The organism is Chryseobacterium indologenes (assembly GCF_018362995.1).
Taxonomy (GTDB): domain Bacteria; phylum Bacteroidota; class Bacteroidia; order Flavobacteriales; family Weeksellaceae; genus Chryseobacterium; species Chryseobacterium indologenes_G.
Genome location: NZ_CP074372.1, coordinates 2592710 through 2610705, shown reverse-complemented (window position 1 = coordinate 2610705; position 17996 = coordinate 2592710). Strand labels below are relative to the sequence as shown.

Here is a 17996-nt window from a genome sequence, read left to right as displayed (position 1 = left end):
AAAATAAAATCAGTAAATTTGTGTATTATGGAAACACGCGAAAAAATCATCATTATAGGAGGAGGATTTGCGGGGCTGCAGCTTGCAAAAACATTGAATAACAAGAACAAAAAGGTCATTGTTCTGGATCGGATGAATCACCATATGTTTCAGCCGCTTTTTTATCAGGTAGCCTCAGGAAGGATAGAACCTTCCAATATCTCTTTCCCCTTCAGAAAGATTTTTCAGCAGTCCAGAAACACACAGTTCCGTATGACAGAGGTGAAAGAAATAGACCCTGCCAACAATAAAGTAATTACCGATGAGGCAGAATTTACTTATGATAAACTCATCATCGCAACGGGCTGTAAAACCAATTTTTTCGGAAACAAAGATCTGGAAGGAAAAGCTTTCGGAATGAAAAATACTCAGGAAGCCATCAGCATCAGAAATCATGTGTTGACGACCTTTGAAAAACTGATTATTGAAAAAAGCCGAAGCGATGACGGAAACTGGAATATCGTTATCGTAGGAAGCGGACCTACCGGAGTAGAACTGGCAGGTGCTTTTGCCGAAATGAAAAAAGACATCCTTCCAAGAGATTATCCCTACATGAACTTTGACCATCTGAAGATTATTCTGGTAAGTTCCACAGAAAAGCCACTGGCTGTAATGAGCAGTGAAGCCCAGGAAAAATCTGAAAAATATCTTAAAGATCTTGGGGTGACTTTTATGAGCGGAGAAGTGGTGACAGATTATGATGGAGATAAAGTGCATCTTAGAAGCGGGAAAGAAATTCCTTCCAATAATGTAATCTGGGCGGCAGGAGTTACCGGAAATGTGGTAGGAGGTTTCCCTGAAGAGAAATTGGTAAGAAACAGATATATTGTAGATCGATACAATAAAATAAAAGGATACGATAATATTTATGCCATCGGGGATATTGCCTATATGGAAACTCCAAAATATCCACAGGGGCACCCGCAGGTAGCAAACGTAGCCATTAATCAGGCAAAAAATTTAGGTAAAAATCTATTAAAGAAAAGTCAGAACGAGTGGGCAGAATATGAATACGATGATAAAGGTTCATTGGCAACCATAGGGAAGCACAGAGCCGTTGTTGATCTGCCATTTATAAAATTTCAGGGATTTCTGGCGTGGTATTTCTGGATGTTTCTCCATTTAATGCTAATTTTGAGCGTTCGAAATAAGCTGGCCATATTCTTCAACTGGATGTGGAGCTATATCAACAAAGATTCTTCTTTAAGATTAATTATTATACCTACTAAGAAAAACGGAACATTACAATGAGAATTGACATAATAAGCGTACTTCCGGAATTGATGGAAAGTCCGTTCAAAACTTCTATTTTGAAACGAGCAATGGATAAAGGGCTGGCAGAAGTACATTTTCATCAACTGAGAGACTGGGCTGTTAATAAGCACAGACAGATTGATGATGAACCTTATGGAGGCGGAGCAGGCATGGTGATGATGATTGAGCCGCTGGATAAATGTATTTCAGAGCTTAAATCTCAAAGAAATTATGATGAGGTGATCTATCTGACACCAGATGGTGAAACTTTAAATCAGAAAATTGCCAATTCGCTTTCCATAAAAGAAAATCTGATCTTTCTTTGTGGCCACTATAAAGGAATAGACCAAAGAGTAAGAGATCTCCATATCACAAAAGAAATTTCCATCGGAGATTATGTTCTTACCGGAGGTGAGCTGGCAGCCTGCGTTCTGGCAGATTCTGTAATAAGACTGCTTCCGGGGGTTTTAAATGATGAACAGAGTGCCTTAACGGATAGTTTTCAGGATGATCTTCTTTCACCGCCAATTTATACCAGACCTGAAAGTTATAAAGGACTGGATGTACCTAAAATTTTACTGAGTGGAAATTCCGGAAAAATTGAAGAATGGCGTCATGATGAAGCGGTAAGGATTACTAAAGAAAAACGTCCCGATTTACTGTAGTCAAATACTGTCGAAACTTGTCATTTCTTATTCATGTTGAATTCCATTTGTTTTGAAGATAAATGGAATAATATTTGTTATAAATTTAATAAGTGCGAAAAATATTAATATTTCTAATTTTAAATTAAAAATTTATTTCTATTATTTTGATTTTTACGTATTGTCTCAATTTTGATTAATGTGTTAAAACCCTTGAATAATTGAAAAATTAATTTATTATAGCTGATTTCATTGATATTTTTTATTATATTTGAATCGTTTTTTATTGGAAATTGATTCGCTTTTCTTGAGTTGAATCAGAGGAATTTGAAAAAAAATAATAAATTTACATCTTAAGAAAAAAGAACATAATAAAATTAAAAGTATAGAAATTAGTGTAGATGGAACTGTTCTCTTTTTATAATGTTGAAAATTTATTTTTACCCGATCCGAAACCTGTCCACAAATTAGATCCTACACGGTCAGGATTAAGGAATTGGGATGAAAAAAGATATAATAATAAGCTTTTCAAGATCTCCCACGTATTTCAGTTGATGAAGGAGGATAATGGTGTACTGCCATTTGTAATAGGATTGTCTGAGGTTTCCGGAAGGAAAGTATTGGAAGATCTTGTGGAGATGGAGCCCTTTCATTCGCAATATGGGATTGTACATTACAATTCTATGGACGAAAGAAAAGTGGATGTAGCCATGTTGTATGATAAAAATAAAGTAGAGGTAATAGATTCTGAAACCATTACTTTCTTTTTTGAAATAGTAAATAAAAACACAGGAAATTACGACACAACCCGAGACGTACTTTTTTCAAAAATTAAATATAAAGGGGAAATTATTAATGTCTTTATCGCCCATCTTCCCTCTAAGCGAGAAAAAGATATTAATAAACCTAAAAGAGCCTTTATATTGAATGAAGTCCGGGAACGGATTATGAAAATTGTGGATGCTGATAAAGAGCATGTCATACTGTGTGGTGATTTTAACGAAAACCCGGATGATGAAAATTTAGTACAGATTCTCTATAACAATGACCATGAGAAGGTTTTAATGAACCCTTTTCAACAATTGTTTTCTGCAAGAAATTATTCTACTTTTCATTATAAATCTGGATTGCTGTATGATCAGATCATTATGTCAAGATCTTTGCTTGATAATAAGACGCTGACTTTTCAGGATGCCCATATATTCAATTCTGAGAAAATCCGCAGCAGAACCAGAAATTTTGAAGGACGGCCTTTCCGAACTTATGCCGGTACAAGGTATTTGGGAGGATATAGTGATCACTTTCCGGTTTTTGTAAAATTTAAAAATTTACAGTAAAAAACATAAATAATAAAAAAGTAGAAAATGAAAAATTCGAGCAACACAAGCTATCATTTAGATTCTATTGACAAGGAAATTATCTACATGTTGATGGATAATGCTAAAACTTCTTTAGCCCACATTTCAAAAAATGTTGGAATTTCCACAACTGCAGTGCATCAAAGAATCAAAAAACTTGAACATGCAGGAGTTATTGAAAATTCAATATCATTTCTTAATCCTAAAAAAATAGGATATAAAGTGATTTCCTACATTGGTGTGTTTCTGGATCAGCCAAGCCATTATCCAGAAGTGGTAAAATCTTTGCATGATATTAATGAAGTAGTGGAAGCCCATTACACAACAGGAAATTATACCATATTCCTGAAAGTTCTTTGTAAAGATAATGATCACTTAATGCAGATCCTTAACAAGCTTCAGAAGCTGAAAGGGGTAACAAGAACAGAGACTTTTATATCTTTGGAACAAGGTATTTACAGACAATTGAAAGTATAACGATATGAACATAGCCCAATATTTGGATTCAACCTACCTGAAAACACCGGAACAATCAGGTATTTCCCATGAAGAAACACTTCAAAAAGATAAAGAACTTGCGCAGGAAGCTATTGAGAATGGCATTTTTGCAGTAATGATTCGCCCGGATTATGTAGCTGAGATTAGGAAATATATTCAGGAAAGAAATTCAAATGTTGCAGTAGGAACTGTAATAGGCTTTCACGAAGGAACGTATTCTGTTGATGAGAAACTTGCTGAAGCCTCAAAAGCAATAGAAGACGGTGCTGATGAACTGGATTTCGTTATTAATTATACAGCTTATCTGCAAGGAAATACAGAACTGGTAAAAGATGAATTTGTAAAATGTACGAGATTATCTCTTGAGCATCACAAAATAGCAAAATGGATTATTGAAATTGCCGCTTTGACGGATGAACAAATTGCAGATCTTACCAAAAATATTTCTACCTGGGCGGAAGAGAACTTCTCTGAAAACGATTGGTCAAAAATTTTTGTTAAGTCTTCTACAGGGTTCTACAAAACTCCTGAAGGAAAACCTAACGGAGCAACCTTTGAAGGAATAACAATTATGCTCAACAATGCAGGAAAACTTCCTGTAAAAGCAGCAGGTGGTGTAAGAACCCCTGGGGATGCTGAGAAAATGATTAAGATGGGAGTGAAAAGAATAGGAACCTCTTCAGCTTTAGCGCTGATTAAAAATGAATCTCCGTCAGAAGGATATTAATCTAAGGTTCAAAATAATAAAAAACCATCAGTTTTGCTGATGGTTTTTGCATTTATATCTGTGCCTGATATTCTTCGTAGAACTGTTGGGTTTCTTTGATTAAGCTGTTCATTTCTTCCAATGTGAAAACTTCCAGGAATTTTCTTCTGAAGTCCTTGAAGTGAGGGATTCCTCTGAAATAATTACTGTAGTGCTGTCTCATTTCCACCAGACCTAATCTTTCTCCTTTCCATTCAACACTCCATTCCGCATGCTGGCGAACGGCCAATAAACGGTCTGATATGGTAGGGGCAGGTAAATGCTCTCCTGTTTTAAAGAAATGCTTTATTTCATTAAATATCCATGGATAGCCAATGGCAGCACGTCCGATCATAATACCGTCACATGCATACTTTTGTTTATATTCTAATGCTTTTTCAGCAGAATCAATATCTCCGTTTCCAAAGATTGGAATCTCAATATTAGGATTTTGTTTGATTCTGGAAATATGTTCCCAATCTGCTTCACCCTTGTACATCTGAGCACGGGTTCTGGCATGTATGGTAAGAGCTTTGATTCCTGTTTCCTGCAGACGTTCTGCCACTTCATCAATATTAATGCAAGTACTGTCCCATCCTAAACGGGTTTTTACAGTTACAGGCAGATGAGTGGAACTTACAACAGCTTTTGTAAGACGAACCATCAGGTCAATGTCTTTCAAAACACCTGCTCCCGCTCCCTTGCAGACAACTTTTTTTACAGGGCATCCAAAATTGATATCTACCAGATCCGGATTCACTGTTTCAACAATTCTTGCGGACATGGCCATAGCTTCTTCGTCTCCACCAAAGATCTGAATACCTACTGGCCTTTCATAATCAAAGATGTCAAGCTTTTTACGGCTTTTGATAGCGTCACGAATCAACCCTTCAGAAGAAATAAATTCCGAATACATTAAGTCTGCACCATGCATTTTACACAAACGTCTGAACGGAGGATCACTTACGTCTTCCATCGGAGCCAGCAAAAGTGGAAATTCCGGCAGTTCTATGTTGCCTATTTTTATCATGGTGCAAATTTACGAAATTCTAAAAAAACAATATTTTATTATTTATAATGTGTTTTGTGTTTCACGTATTTTTGTTTATTTAAGAGATTTTATGATATTTTGTTTAATTTTTATTTAATTTATATGTTTGATTTTCAGTGTTTTTAATATTATGTTGAAAAATATTTCTTATATTTAATACTAATAAAAATTAATAATATGAGAAAAATTCTATTTTGCTTGATGGCAGTTTTTTCTGCATCAAATTTTTATTCACAAGTGAATGTGTCTGCTACGGCAGGTACAGCTACAGGAACCTATACTACGTTAAAGGGAGCATTTGACGCTATTAATGCGGGAACACATCAGGGAGCAATTGCAATCAGTATCACAGCTAATACCACCGAAACGGCAACTGCCAGTCTGAACGCCAGTGGTGGTGCAGCAAGCTACACTTCTGTTGTGATAAAACCCGCAGTGGGAGTTACAGCTACTATTTCAGGAGATGTTGCCAGTGCACCTTTAGTGAGAATACAGGGAAGTAATATTACTTTAGATGGAAGTAATGCTGCTTCAGGAACTACAAGAGATCTTACTCTTACCAATACTTCTGTTACAGCACCGCAGGTACTTACATTTATTGCGGCTTCAGCAGCAGCAGCCAATACGAATATTACGGTTAAAAACCTGAATATAGTAAACGGTATCAATACCTCTTCTGCTTTTATAATGTATGATGGAGCTGCAACCCCTACAGGGGGCTTCTTTAATAATGTGACGATCCAGAATAATTCTGTGAAGAAAGCTTACATAGGAATTTATTTATTTGCAGCAACAGCTGCAGGTAACGGAGGTAACACTCTGGTGACAGGAAATGATGTGAGTGCCTCCGGAGCAGATGCTGTTCGTCTTTGTGGAATTTATGCGCAGGGAGCAGACGGAGTAACAGTAAGTAATAATACAATTGGCAATTTTGAAACTACCAATGCTGAGATCAAGAGAGGAGTCTGGTTTGCAACTGCAACTGTAAATTCTTCCATTACTTCAAATACCATTACCAATCTGGGGTATACCGGAACAGGTACCGGAGGTGCTTCCGGAATAACAGTAACTTCTGGTAATACTGGAGCTTCCGCAGCAGCCAATATTATTGTAAAAGGAAATACAATTTCTAATTTTAATTCCAGTGGAACGGGAACTCTGTTTGCCGGAATTTATGCTGGAGGCACATTAACGAATGGAATGACCATTACTAATAATAAAATCACCGGAATCAAAAATACCAATGTATCCGGATATGGAGCGCAGGGGATATATCTGTCAACAACAAGTCTTACCTCTAATACTTTAGTGGCCAACAATATTGTAAGTGGTGTAGCAGGTTATGGCTATGCAACAACAGGCGGAGTAAATGACAACGGAAACGGAATAGTCATTGCCGCAGGAGGAGGGTATAAAGTATATTATAATACTGTTGTGATGGATGTAAGCCAGACTGTTGCAGGAAGACCGTCTGCTTTAAACATTACGAGCGGAGTAACTGGTGCAGGAGGTATTGATGTGAGAAACAATCTTTTTGTCAATACCCAAACCCAGGCGGGCGATAGATATGCTATTTATGCCGGCGCAGCCAGTACGGTTTTTTCTACCATTAATTATAATAATTTTTATTCTTCAGGAACCAATCTCGGGTATATCGGAGGAGCTGCAAAAGCGACCCTTGCTGATATCCAGGCAGGATTTGGAGGTAATGTAAATTCTTTGAATGTTCTGCCGGTATTTGTATCAGCAACAGATTTCCACGTGTCTGGTACCGGAAATGCAGCTCTTGATAATAAAGGAACTCCGGTTGTTGAAGTAACATTAGATGCTGATGGTAATACAAGAAATGCTGTAACACCGGATCTCGGAAGTTTTGAATTTACAGCAACGGTATTGGCCGTAAATGAAGCAGCGAAAAAGAATACAGTCAATTTCTATCCAAACCCGGTTGTAGATTACCTTTATATCAATAATGACGGCAGAATCAAAGATGTTGAAGTATATAATGTTTCAGGACAAAGGATCCTTAGTGAAACAATCAACGCAGAAAAAGGTTCTGTAGATATGAGACGTGCCCCAGCAGGAATTTACATCTTAAAAGTAAATACCGAAAGAGGCTCACAATCACTTAAAGTTATTAAAAAATAAAAATTAACTAATAACCAATACAAATCCCCAATAGTGATGATTGGGGATTTTTTTATTGTCAAAAAGGAACTGTTCAACTTAGAAACTTGCCTTTACCTGCATACTTCCGATATGAATGGTCCGGTCACCCGAGTTTCTTCCTTCATAATTAAGATTCAGCTGGATAAATGAGTTGATCGCCTGCTGAATAAATACACTCCATACCTGGTTTTTCCCCGGCTTCAAACCATCCAGCATCTGGTTTCCTACAATACTGAAATTGTTTCCGGTAAAATTGTTGCTGATGAATGAGAAATTTCCACGGATCGATGTTTTTCTGCGCTCCCATTGGATAGTTCCTGTAACATCAAAAGCTTTAAGAAGCTCTTCACCATCCAGTCTTTGTTTTTGACGGAAAGCAGAGGATAATTCAGCCTGTATGGCATCTGTGAATTTATAAGTTGCCTTGGGCTTTGTTTCAAAATTATTGAGACGATAATCCCTCGTTTTAAATAATTGCGAAGAGTTTTGGATATCATGAACTGAGTTTTCCCAATCCACTCTGAATTCTTTATTGAACCAGTATCCGATATTCAGGAAATGAGAGGTCTGCTCACGCTCTTCATTACTGAAATTGGCATTGATGAGGTTATCGTTTGTGATGAATCTGTAGTTACCATTCCAACCTGACTTATCGGTAGGATTAAATTGTACAGAAGCCAGTATATTTTGATTTTTAAGGATCTGATCGCTGTTTTTTTCAAAAGGATTCAGCACAAGAACTTTATCCTTTTTATAGAATGAGTTTTGGGAATTCAATGAAATGTTGAAATTCCAACGCTTTAAAAATCCGTTTTCTGAGTTGAAAACAATGGCCGGATTAACAAATAATGCTAGCTGTAACTTATTTTTATTGGAAGGAATATATCTTACGGAATTGGTATACACACGAATATATTGGGCAAGATCGGAATATTCGGCAATTTCAAATTCGTCAAGCTGCTGGATGCCGTCTCCGTTATAATCCGTCCATTTATATACACCCTGTCCATCCGTTACTTTAATGTATTGGAATTCTCTCTGTGCTTCCTGTCCGTTTCCAAGTTCGTAGAAAGCCTGAAGGCGCATCCCGTTTCTGAAAAGCTGTTGATTGTATAGAATATTTCCAACGACGAAGTCATTATTTCGGGTAACATCACCTTCCGCACCTGAGTAGAAAAATTTTCTGTAGTGGATTAAAGCATTTAACGTAGTTCTTTCCGTTTTGATGATCTGACTTTCTGCCATGAAGCCTAAAATATTGTTCATATTCTGAAGTCTGTTGTCACGCACAGAGTCATTATCTCTCATGTATACTTTTGCCAATAGCTTGGTCCTAGTACTGTCACCGATCTTTTTTTGTAAAAAGATTTCTTTCCAGCTGAAACTTGTGACATCCATAAGCTGGGTGTCATTGTACTTTTTCTCATTGTGTTCCATGCTTCCACCAACGGCCCAGCTTCCTTTTTTACCGGTAAATTCAGTTGAAATTCCTCCACGGATAAATTTAGTATCCTGGAGAGTGGCATTGGTGCTCAAATAAGATAAATTTCCTTTGGTAAAAAGTTTTCCGGTGATCCAGCCGAAATCAAGGTCGTTTTTAAGACCTTTGTAAGAATCCTGCTCATTCAAATAATTGACACGGTAGTTTAAAGTAGATTTATTATTCCATTTATTCAGGAAGCTGAAAATAAACCTGTTTTGAGTCTTCTTGTTAAATTCCTGCGTAAGGTTGAAATCTCTGGAGAATTCCACATCATTGATACGGTCAAGAATATGAAACTGTCTGTCTATATACTGATATTCAAAACTTGGAGTTCCTTTCCATGTATTCTTAGTAAAGCTTTTATTTCCGAAAATACGCCATGCATAGCCCATATTCTGATCAGAATCCTTTGATGAAAACAAATTGACATCATAATTACTCAGGGAAATATCAGCTCCTATTTTTCCTTCATTCAATAAATACTCAGAGTTCAGGGAATATACCTGTGATTTCTGAGGAGAAGGAAGTTTTCTTACCGCTCTGTAATCTCCGGCATTAGGACCAACATATTCAAAAACGCGCCCGTTGTTGGTGGTCTGTGCTATTTTATAATCTCCCAGATTAGCTCCGAAATACGTAAAAGAAACCTGGTAAAGTGTTAAGTTAGGATCAGTGGAAAACTCATAGAAATTCCCGGCAGAGTTTAATTTGTATAAAATTTTATTCACATCATATTCGGTAACAACTCCTGATGGTGCATACATCAGATTAGGGTCATTGCCTGCTTCAGCGAGGATTTGTTCATCTTCCTTAGAGAGATTTAATGATAAAGGTGCATTTTTATTATCATTTTCCATGAACCAGTTTAGGCCCACTTTGAATTTTTCTCTCTGATGCTCAAGCTTTCCGGTAAATAAATATCTTGAATAATTCCTGTTAGCGTAGTTATAAGAAATTGTAATAAAGTTCTGCTGGAAAATAGGACGGAAACTGGTAAAAGTAACTTCACCAGTATTGTAATTGATGATATAATCCTGGTTTTCTCCTCGTTTCATTAAGATACCATCAATGAAAACCTGCTCAGATCCTGAAATCAGTGTGATAAACTGTTCACCGTTCTTACCGGTCAGACGGTAAGGTCCCTGGTTACCTTCAACCCCCTGAAAACGGATTCTATGGAATTCACTTCGTGCAACACCGGCAGAAATATCGATCAATGTTTTATTTTCCTTTCCAATTTCTGTCTGGAACTGAAGTCCCATACTTCTTCTCTGGTATTTCGCGAAATAATTTTTAGCCTCTATAAGATCAAGGTGTCCGGCTCTGAGAATAGACTTTTCCTTGATGTTAAGCTGCATATAAATTTTGTCAAATTCCTCTAAAGTCTGTGTGTAACCATCAGCCTGAATGGGAAGGTTGTGATCTGAAATACTGGCTAAAATAGTCACATCTTTTGACAGTCGACCTGAAATCTGGAGATCCATAGAACTCTGTACAGATTGTCCCTGGTTGTTACCGAAAGTGATCCCACGGATAATAGAACCTTTTGAATTAAGCTCTCCTAAGAATCTTTTTTTATCATTTTTTGCCAGTACAGCTTCATCAATAATGATCTTATTGTGCGTTCTTATGAAATCCAGGGTATCTTTGGCAAAGATATCTTGCTCCAACCGTGCGGCAAGAATACTATCCCTTTTAATGCTGTCTTCAGGCACGTTGGGGTTTTTCCACGAAAACACCTGAGCATTTCCTGAAAATATGCCTAAAAAGAATAAAACGAATAGGATTATGAAATTCCGCAACTTTTAAAAATAATTCGTAAAAATAATTAAAAAATGTTAACATTAAGGGGTCAACTATAATTAACAAAAACTTAACCTCTTTATTGTCCCCCCAAAAGAAATAGAATGTAGTTTTGCTAGGGAAAAGAAATTATTAACAACAAAAAATTTAAATCATGAAAAAATTTTATTCTCTTTTTGCAACAGTGATGATGAGTGCAGTTGCTTTTGCACAAACAACTTACCTTTGGGATGGTAGTTCTGTAAATCCTATTTCCGGTACCAATGCGAATATTTCAAGTGTAGCATTTGCAGCAACTCAGGGTAATAATAATGGTACTACAACTTTAATTACTACTTCATCAGTATCTTCTGGGTATACAGGAGCAAGTGGCTCAAGTAATTTTGGTGCTGCTGCTTACAAAGAAGCTCTTTCTACTGCTACCAGTACTTATTTTAGTGTAACTGTTACTCCTGTTGCTGGTAATAAAGTAACTTTGAATTCTTTAAATTTAGGATCAAGAGGAACATCTACAGGACCTGGAAAGATTACAGTATATTCCAGCATTGATAATTATGCTACTGCAATAGGAACTGTAAACGTGAATAACAATAGTACATGGACATTGAATAATATCGCTTTTACAGGTGCTAATCTGGTAGGAGCAGAATCAGCTCCGGTTACTTTAAGAATCTATGGAAGTGACAGTCCTAGTGCAGGAACTCCTTCTCTTGGTACTGCGAACTGGAGAATAGATGATATTTCTTTAACTGTTACTTCATCTACTGCTTCTCTGGCTGTTATTGATGCTAAAAACACAAAATCAGGGAACTTCGTAAAGAATTCTTTTGTTAAAAACAATGAAATTGTTTTCGGATCTGATGTAAAAGACGTAAAAGTTTTCAACATGTCCGGACAGCTTGTAAAAGAAGGTTCTGTGAAACAAAACGGAACTGTCAATATTGCTGAACTGTCAAAAGGAAATTATATCGTAACAGGTACAATAAACAACCAACCGGTTTCTCAAAAAGTTCTTAAAGACTAATCTCCTGGGATAAAAATACAAACAGCCGTTTCATTGAAGCGGCTGTTTTTTTATTAGCAACTATTTACTGATTTTTAGATTTTTGTATGCTGTTTATTTCTTAATTTGGTGGTATTGTTTTTGATGTTTTTATTACAAATCCATTGCTAAAAATTATTACGATGAAAAAAATCTTTACTCTTGTCGGGCTTGTATCATTAGCTGCCTTTTCAAATGCTCAGATTGTAATTAATGAGATTTATGGTGGCAATGCAGATTCAGGTGCTGTATTGAAGAATAATTATATTGTGCTCAAAAACATCGGAACGAATTTGGTTTCTTTGACTGGCGCAAGTATACAATATGCTCCCGCGATAGGAGCTTTTACTGAGTATCATACGCTGCCGGATTTTACTTTGGGTCCTGAAGAAACTTATTTGATTCAGGAATCGGCAATCGATGGCGGTGTTGAGAATTTACCAACTCCCGATTTTATAGCAACTACTATTGTCAATTTTGATGGAACACCCAATAAATCCTCCGGATTGAGAATTTCCAGTGTGTCAGGAAAGGTTGCTTTAGCAGGAAACATCGTACAGGTTACCGGACCATCTGCATCTAATGTGCTGGATTTTGTGGGGTATGGATCAAATGCGGATCAGTTTAAAGGAGATGGGCCAGCTCCTTCTCCAACTACGACCACAGCTATAAAAAGGACATTAGTAGACAGTAATGATAATAGGGCTGATTTTTCCCTGGAAGGCAGTGTGAAGTCCGGTTTTGTGCAGAATCCTTTTATAAAGGATAGTAGAATTGTCTTCGGAACTGAAGTGAAAGATGTAAAAATCTATGACACCTACAGGCAGATTGTAAAAAAATCACCTACAAAATTAGCCTCAACTCTTGATATTGCAGAGCTTCCAAAAGGAACTTATATTGTTACCGGAACCATTAACAATATTCCGATCTCACAGAAAATTATAAAAGATTAGTTTTAATAAAAAGAGTTTATTTTCAAAGTCAGGTAATTGGACTTTGTCATTCTGAACGGAATGCAATGTAGTGAAGAATCTCATATGCTTGGCTATTCATAAGATTCTTCCTTCGTCAGAATGACACTTTTGAGGTCTTTTTTTCTTTTTTGTTATCCAAAGGCTTAATACCAGCCTCTTCTTGCTGCATTGATGATGGAGCCAAGATTAAGAATCAATGTATATCGGATACGCTTTCCATAATCTTTAAATGAAGGCTCAAATCCTAAAGAAGACTGTATCGGGAAATAAACTTCCAGGAAATCCGGGATGATTCTTACTTTAACTCCGGTATCCCATATGAATTTGGCAGGAAGATCTTTGTTTTTGTAAACCCCAGCATCTGCATACACATGGAAAATTTTCCATACACTTGAGTCTACATTGGCAGAAGTGATCCATTGGTTTACCGTTCCCGGCAGGAATGATTTGAAACCACCATCAGCTAATATAAACTGTTGTGAAAGCAGACCGCTGCTGGCACTTTCTCCCAAAAGATTATAAGAGAAAGAGTAGTTGGAAACTCTCGAAATTCCATAATCGAAAAGGTTGTTTCTTGTGTTATTTCTTAAGAAGTATCCGGCAAATAAACGTAAACTTAACTTTTGTTTAGGAGCAAATTCCCATCTATAGAAACCTTCAGCTGTTATTTTATTAAAATCCTCCATTCCCTGCGTACTCAGACTGAAACTTTTTTCATGGATCATCTGGCTGTCACTATACCCATATCCGACAGTCCAGACGTTGTATTTACTGTAGTCGTTATTGGCAATCATTTTAGGGCTCAGATCTCTTTCAAAATAATTATAGGAAACTCCTATACTTCTGCTAACGGTACTTCTGGGATTTTTTCTGAAGTTGATAGAGGTAGCTATTGAACTCTTTCTGTAGGCCAATCCATAATCATAATGGAAATAAGAACCGGAAACTCCAAAAGTTAAACTTCGGATAATGCTTTCGGCAGGCAGAATAGAGTAGGAAACAGCTCCAGAACCTGTCAGTTTTCCTGTTCCAGTACTGTAGGTTGGCGTAAATGAATACAGGAATTTCTGATCAAATAAAGATTGGTTTTTTAAGTTAATTCCCAGAAGGAATTTATCATATGTATTGTTGAAACGTACTCTTGGACTGAGATAAATTTCGTTGTATTCAGGATTCGGAATGTCTTTTATGAATTTAAGCTTAATTTTTTTTGCATTGGAAAAAATTCCTTTTGCATACAGAAAATTATCCCTGTAATTCGATTCAGGGAAAATATAACCGCTGTTTAAGGTGATTTTATAAATATTTTCTGAAGCAGGAAGTGTCAGACTTGACATCCGTTCATTTTCATCAGTATCTATCCAGTACGCTTTCTTTTCTCCTTCTCGGGTTTCGGTTTCCAGTTTTACAGGAATAGAAATATCTGTATTTTTTGCAATGTTTATTTGAAGAGAATCGTTTTCTTTCCGAATGTTTTTCAATTTGAAATCGACCCTGTTTTTCTGCCTGAAAAAGTTTGAAAGATAGTTTGTTGATTTATCCTTTTCAGAAAGTGAAGTCAGAAAACCTTCAGGATGTATTCTTTTTCCGGAATTCTGGGAAATATAATCTTTTAGAATATCATTGAAATGATCATATCCCATTTTATCCGCTGAATAATTGAACAAACTTCCGGTTTCGAAGCTGCTGACGGCCATATCATTGAAATTGCTTAAAACAGGGAAATGCTCATCAATCTTCTGATCAAGATTTTGCAGCATGATATACTGATAAGAAAGTCCGTAACGATCCAGAAGTTTTACTTTGGACGCGTGGAAAAATTTTAAAGGCTTTATTCCAAATACTCTGGTTTCAGGAAGGGTTCCTAAAAGTTTTGTATCAGCATAGAATTTTTTCAGATACTGGATTTCCAGGTAAGATTTTAAACCATTTTTGAACCAATGGTCTTTTTCTTTATCAGCAATCACATTTTCATCAAGAATTTTCTTGGCGATAATTCCAAAATAATCCAGATCTGTTTTTTCAGCATTCGTAAAAAGCTGAAATCTGAATTTCCAGAAAGTAATATCATTATTTCCGAAAAAGTCTTCCTTCGCTCTGAATTTGTCAGAAATAAAAATACTTTTCGGAAGAATACCGATTCTTTCTTTCAGGAATTTTAATTGTAAAGGAAGATAAAACTCAAGATTCTGTTTTTCATCCGGTTTCAGGTTATACCCAAACTTAATTTCAGTTTCAGCTCCGTCAACATTGGTTTTTATTGAAGGATAGCCTGTTGTCGAAATCAAAAACTCAGGATCTGAATCCAGATATCCTTTGAATGAGTTCATCTGAACCTGAGGAAGATTACCTTCCACAAAATTATTTACGGGAATATCGAAGTTTACAGTCCAGAAAGTATTGAAACTTACGGGTTCTTCAATATCGTGGTAGTTTCTTTCGGAAATATTGTCCGGATCAAAATGATCCGGAACAATAAAGAAATATTTTAATACTGTATTCTGAGCGGATGTTCCGTATCCCGTAAAAGTTTTATCGGGAAGCTGCATCCGGTATTGCAGTTGTAACTTGATGCTTTCGCCAGGTTTTAATACATTTTTCAGAGGAATAAAAAGATTTTCATCTGAGATTGTATTGACGGGAATAACTTCATTGTCAGAATTCTTAACATTCAGTTCAAGAAGTTTTCCCAATTGATCGCTTTTCGCAAAATGCAAATCAGTATTTCTGTCTTCCAGTTTTCTGTAGACTAAAGAAGTTCCGCGTCTGTTGTAGGCGGAAACCCAATTCAGGAGTTTTACGGTCTGCAGGTCTTTTTCAGAATGATTGTAATAAACAATTTCCTGACTGATCTCAAGATTCTTTTTGTCAGGAGACAGTTTAGCTTCAATATAGATGCTGTCTTTCTGTGCAGAAACCTGTGCGGCTCCCCAGAACAAAATAAGGCAAATGCTGATCTTTTTCAAATATTCGTGATAAAGCCCAAATATAACTTATTTTGTAAATACTTTATAGGATTTTAACCCTGAATTGTTTTTTTTTCCAAAGAATTAATATACGCGTTCCAACCCTCTGTCTTATAAGTGATCGCAGCAGCTTCAGGATTATCAGATTTGTAGATTCCTCTTCCTACGATGATAAAATCTGTATGCAGCGTTTTGAACACATGTTCCGGAGTATTGTACTGTTGTCCCTTACCATCCCCGGAATCTGCAAGATTAACTCCCGGAGTGAATAATAAAAGATCTTCAGGAATTTTGTTCTGAGATACTCCACCAATTACATTAGGATGAGATAAAGCTACTTTTAAAGCCTCTTCACGATAGCTTGCAGTAGTCAGGGCTCCTTTGGAAGACATTCCTACAATAGCTACTACTCCTACATTGTGGAAGCAATCTAATGATTCAAAACCTCCGATAACCTGAGACGTTACGAAATCTGCCCAATCTGTAATTTTGAAAACCCCGCTTGTGAACTGAAGCTCCTGAGTATTTCCAATGTCAGCAAATTTTCTGTCTTCCATCAGTAAGAACTGGTGTTTTGCAGCGATCGCTTTTAAAGGTGTGATCGTTTTTTCGTAATCAAAATCAGAAATAATATCGATGTGTGTTTTTAAAGCAATGATGTGAGGTCCTACTTTTTCAGCAAACTCCAGTAATTCCTGAGTTGTAGTAACATCTGCAGAAGCAATAAGATTTGATTTTTTTGCTAAAGCTGTTTCCAGTAACTTTTTTGAAACTGAATGTTGCGTAATCTGAAGTTTCTGCTCGTAAGAAGATCTTATTTCTTCTTCAAACTGAATATGATTCCCCTGAAGGAAGTCCTGAATTCTTTTTACTTCTTCATCAGAAAGTTCACCGGTTTCCTGAAGAATATCGCATACTTCGGAAATATTGAAAAGAGTGTGTACTCTGTATCCTTTGCTTTCCAATAGCTGTTTTCCGCCTTGCTCTCTGTCTAATACCACAACGATATCAGAAACTTTAAGGTCTTCCTGTTCTATTTCAGGAATAGTTTCCAGCAAAGATTTTCCTGAAGTGATCACATCTTCTACCAAAAGACAGTTTTGTCCTTTCTGGTAAATTCCTTCAATCAGTTTTTTTGTACCGTAGCTTTTAGCTTCTTTTCTTTTAATAATTAATGGAATATAGCTTTCCAGAGACATTGCAGTCGCCATAGGAAGAGCAGCATAAGGAACTCCACAGATTAAATCAAAATTATCCAATGGAAGCATTTCCAATAAATAATTAGCAAGATTTTTTAAAATTTTAGGATCTGAAGCCAAAGGTCTTAAGTCTACATAAAAAGGACTTTCAATACCACTTTTTAGGGTAAACCTACCAAATTTGATGATGCCTAGTTTGTAGCACTCTAAGAAGAATTCTTTTTTACTTTCCATTATTTTTTATTAGATATTGCAAATTTAAGGAATTGAAATAAGGCTTAAAAATTTATCGTTCATTTGTAAATAAAAAACCACCCCGGATTTACCAGGATGGTGTGAAAAATATAAATAAACTATTATTTTACGATTTCAGCATCAATGACTTGGGCTCCACTGTATTTTTGCTGGGCTTCCCATAATAAAAACTTGTCGACCTCTTTGATGAGCTTAGGAATGGTAAGTGACAATACTGCCAGGTCATCCATAACTCCAAGTACCGGTATGGCAAATTCAGGAAGCAGGTCAATAGGGGATATGACATATAAAATTCCCAGTAAAGGAAGAATAATGTCTATGGATTTCATTGGATAGGTTCCTCTTCTCCACATTTTGACCATTCTGAAAATATCAGGGATCTTTTTTATAAAGCCCTTATGATTGATGGCTTCTTTTGCAAGATTTAATTTTGAATATTTCATTTTTGTGTTTGGATTTAATAAATTTTTCAACATTATAAATTTCGCAAATCCTGTACCAACAAATTATAAAATT

The 17996-nt window shown here is 36.3% G+C and carries 13 protein-coding genes; 8 read left to right on the top strand and 5 right to left on the bottom strand.

Annotation, left to right across the window (positions count from 1 at the left end; genetic code table 11):
- Positions 1 to 27: 27 nt before the first annotated feature.
- From DYR29_RS11780 to deoC, 5 genes are all read left to right on the top strand, one after another.
- The gene (locus DYR29_RS11780; RefSeq protein ID WP_213277022.1) at positions 28 to 1290 is read left to right on the top strand and encodes an NAD(P)/FAD-dependent oxidoreductase; all 1263 of its coding nucleotides are present in this window, start codon (positions 28 to 30) and stop codon (positions 1288 to 1290) included.
- Positions 1287 to 1958, top strand: coding sequence for a tRNA (guanosine(37)-N1)-methyltransferase TrmD (gene trmD / locus DYR29_RS11775; protein ID WP_047419942.1), 672 nt, complete (start codon positions 1287 to 1289; stop codon positions 1956 to 1958). Before DYR29_RS11780 ends, trmD begins: the two co-directional genes overlap by 4 nt.
- Before the next feature lie 380 nt (positions 1959 to 2338).
- Positions 2339 to 3274: an endonuclease/exonuclease/phosphatase family protein gene (locus DYR29_RS11770; protein WP_213277021.1), complete on the top strand. Its 936-nt coding sequence runs from the start codon at positions 2339 to 2341 to the stop codon at positions 3272 to 3274.
- A 27-nt stretch (positions 3275 to 3301) separates the two neighbouring features.
- Positions 3302 to 3772, top strand: coding sequence for an Lrp/AsnC ligand binding domain-containing protein (locus DYR29_RS11765; protein WP_047379047.1), 471 nt, complete (start codon positions 3302 to 3304; stop codon positions 3770 to 3772).
- Between the two features lie 4 nt (positions 3773 to 3776).
- The gene (gene deoC / locus DYR29_RS11760) at positions 3777 to 4520 is read left to right on the top strand and encodes a deoxyribose-phosphate aldolase (protein ID WP_213277020.1); all 744 of its coding nucleotides are present in this window, start codon (positions 3777 to 3779) and stop codon (positions 4518 to 4520) included.
- Between the two features lie 52 nt (positions 4521 to 4572).
- Here deoC and dusB read toward each other — a convergent pair whose 3' ends face one another.
- Positions 4573 to 5568, bottom strand: coding sequence for a tRNA dihydrouridine synthase DusB (dusB, locus tag DYR29_RS11755; protein ID WP_213277018.1), 996 nt, complete (start codon positions 5566 to 5568; stop codon positions 4573 to 4575).
- Between the two features lie 198 nt (positions 5569 to 5766).
- Between dusB and DYR29_RS11750 the strand changes: the two genes are divergently transcribed.
- Positions 5767 to 7737: a T9SS type A sorting domain-containing protein gene (locus DYR29_RS11750; RefSeq protein ID WP_213277016.1), complete on the top strand. Its 1971-nt coding sequence runs from the start codon at positions 5767 to 5769 to the stop codon at positions 7735 to 7737.
- 78 nt (positions 7738 to 7815) lie between these two features.
- Here DYR29_RS11750 and DYR29_RS11745 read toward each other — a convergent pair whose 3' ends face one another.
- Positions 7816 to 11043, bottom strand: a complete 3228-nt coding sequence (locus tag DYR29_RS11745) for a hypothetical protein (protein ID WP_213277015.1) — start codon at positions 11041 to 11043, stop codon at positions 7816 to 7818.
- A gap of 155 nt (positions 11044 to 11198) precedes the next feature.
- Here DYR29_RS11745 and DYR29_RS11740 point away from each other — a divergent pair, with 155 nt between their 5' ends.
- Both DYR29_RS11740 and DYR29_RS11735 read left to right on the top strand, forming a co-directional pair.
- A complete protein-coding gene (locus tag DYR29_RS11740; RefSeq protein WP_249413485.1) occupies positions 11199 to 12068 on the top strand; it encodes a T9SS type A sorting domain-containing protein in 870 nt (289 codons plus the stop codon).
- Between the two features lie 161 nt (positions 12069 to 12229).
- Positions 12230 to 13039 (top strand): T9SS type A sorting domain-containing protein, encoded by an 810-nt coding sequence (locus DYR29_RS11735; RefSeq protein ID WP_213277014.1) that lies wholly within the window; start codon positions 12230 to 12232, stop codon positions 13037 to 13039.
- Between the two features lie 164 nt (positions 13040 to 13203).
- Here the strand turns inward: DYR29_RS11735 and DYR29_RS11730 are convergent, their stop codons facing one another.
- From DYR29_RS11730 to DYR29_RS11720, 3 genes are all read right to left on the bottom strand, one after another.
- Positions 13204 to 16026 (bottom strand): aminopeptidase, encoded by a 2823-nt coding sequence (locus DYR29_RS11730; protein ID WP_249413484.1) that lies wholly within the window; start codon positions 16024 to 16026, stop codon positions 13204 to 13206.
- Positions 16027 to 16079: 53 nt separating this feature from the next.
- Positions 16080 to 17459, bottom strand: a complete 1380-nt coding sequence (gene pyrF / locus DYR29_RS11725) for an orotidine-5'-phosphate decarboxylase (protein WP_213277013.1) — start codon at positions 17457 to 17459, stop codon at positions 16080 to 16082.
- 122 nt (positions 17460 to 17581) lie between these two features.
- Complete coding sequence (locus tag DYR29_RS11720; protein WP_142717827.1) at positions 17582 to 17923, bottom strand: YkvA family protein; 342 nt, start codon at positions 17921 to 17923, stop codon at positions 17582 to 17584.
- Between the last annotated feature and the right edge of the window lie 73 nt (positions 17924 to 17996).

Bases quoted from the DNA above. Each gene is read 5' to 3' on its own strand.
- trmD (WP_047419942.1), top strand. From the start codon at position 1,287: ATGAGAATTGACATAATAAGCGTACTTCCGGAATTGATGGAAAGTCCG.
- DYR29_RS11765 (WP_047379047.1), top strand. From the start codon at position 3,302: ATGAAAAATTCGAGCAACACAAGCTATCATTTAGATTCTATTGACAAG.
- dusB (WP_213277018.1), bottom strand. From the start codon at position 5,568: ATGATAAAAATAGGCAACATAGAACTGCCGGAATTTCCACTTTTGCTG.
- deoC (WP_213277020.1), top strand. From the start codon at position 3,777: ATGAACATAGCCCAATATTTGGATTCAACCTACCTGAAAACACCGGAA.
- DYR29_RS11720 (WP_142717827.1), bottom strand. From the start codon at position 17,923: ATGAAATATTCAAAATTAAATCTTGCAAAAGAAGCCATCAATCATAAG.
- DYR29_RS11750 (WP_213277016.1), top strand. From the start codon at position 5,767: ATGAGAAAAATTCTATTTTGCTTGATGGCAGTTTTTTCTGCATCAAAT.
- DYR29_RS11770 (WP_213277021.1), top strand. From the start codon at position 2,339: ATGGAACTGTTCTCTTTTTATAATGTTGAAAATTTATTTTTACCCGAT.
- DYR29_RS11740 (WP_249413485.1), top strand. From the start codon at position 11,199: ATGAAAAAATTTTATTCTCTTTTTGCAACAGTGATGATGAGTGCAGTT.
- DYR29_RS11780 (WP_213277022.1), top strand. From the start codon at position 28: ATGGAAACACGCGAAAAAATCATCATTATAGGAGGAGGATTTGCGGGG.
- pyrF (WP_213277013.1), bottom strand. From the start codon at position 17,459: ATGGAAAGTAAAAAAGAATTCTTCTTAGAGTGCTACAAACTAGGCATC.
- DYR29_RS11735 (WP_213277014.1), top strand. From the start codon at position 12,230: ATGAAAAAAATCTTTACTCTTGTCGGGCTTGTATCATTAGCTGCCTTT.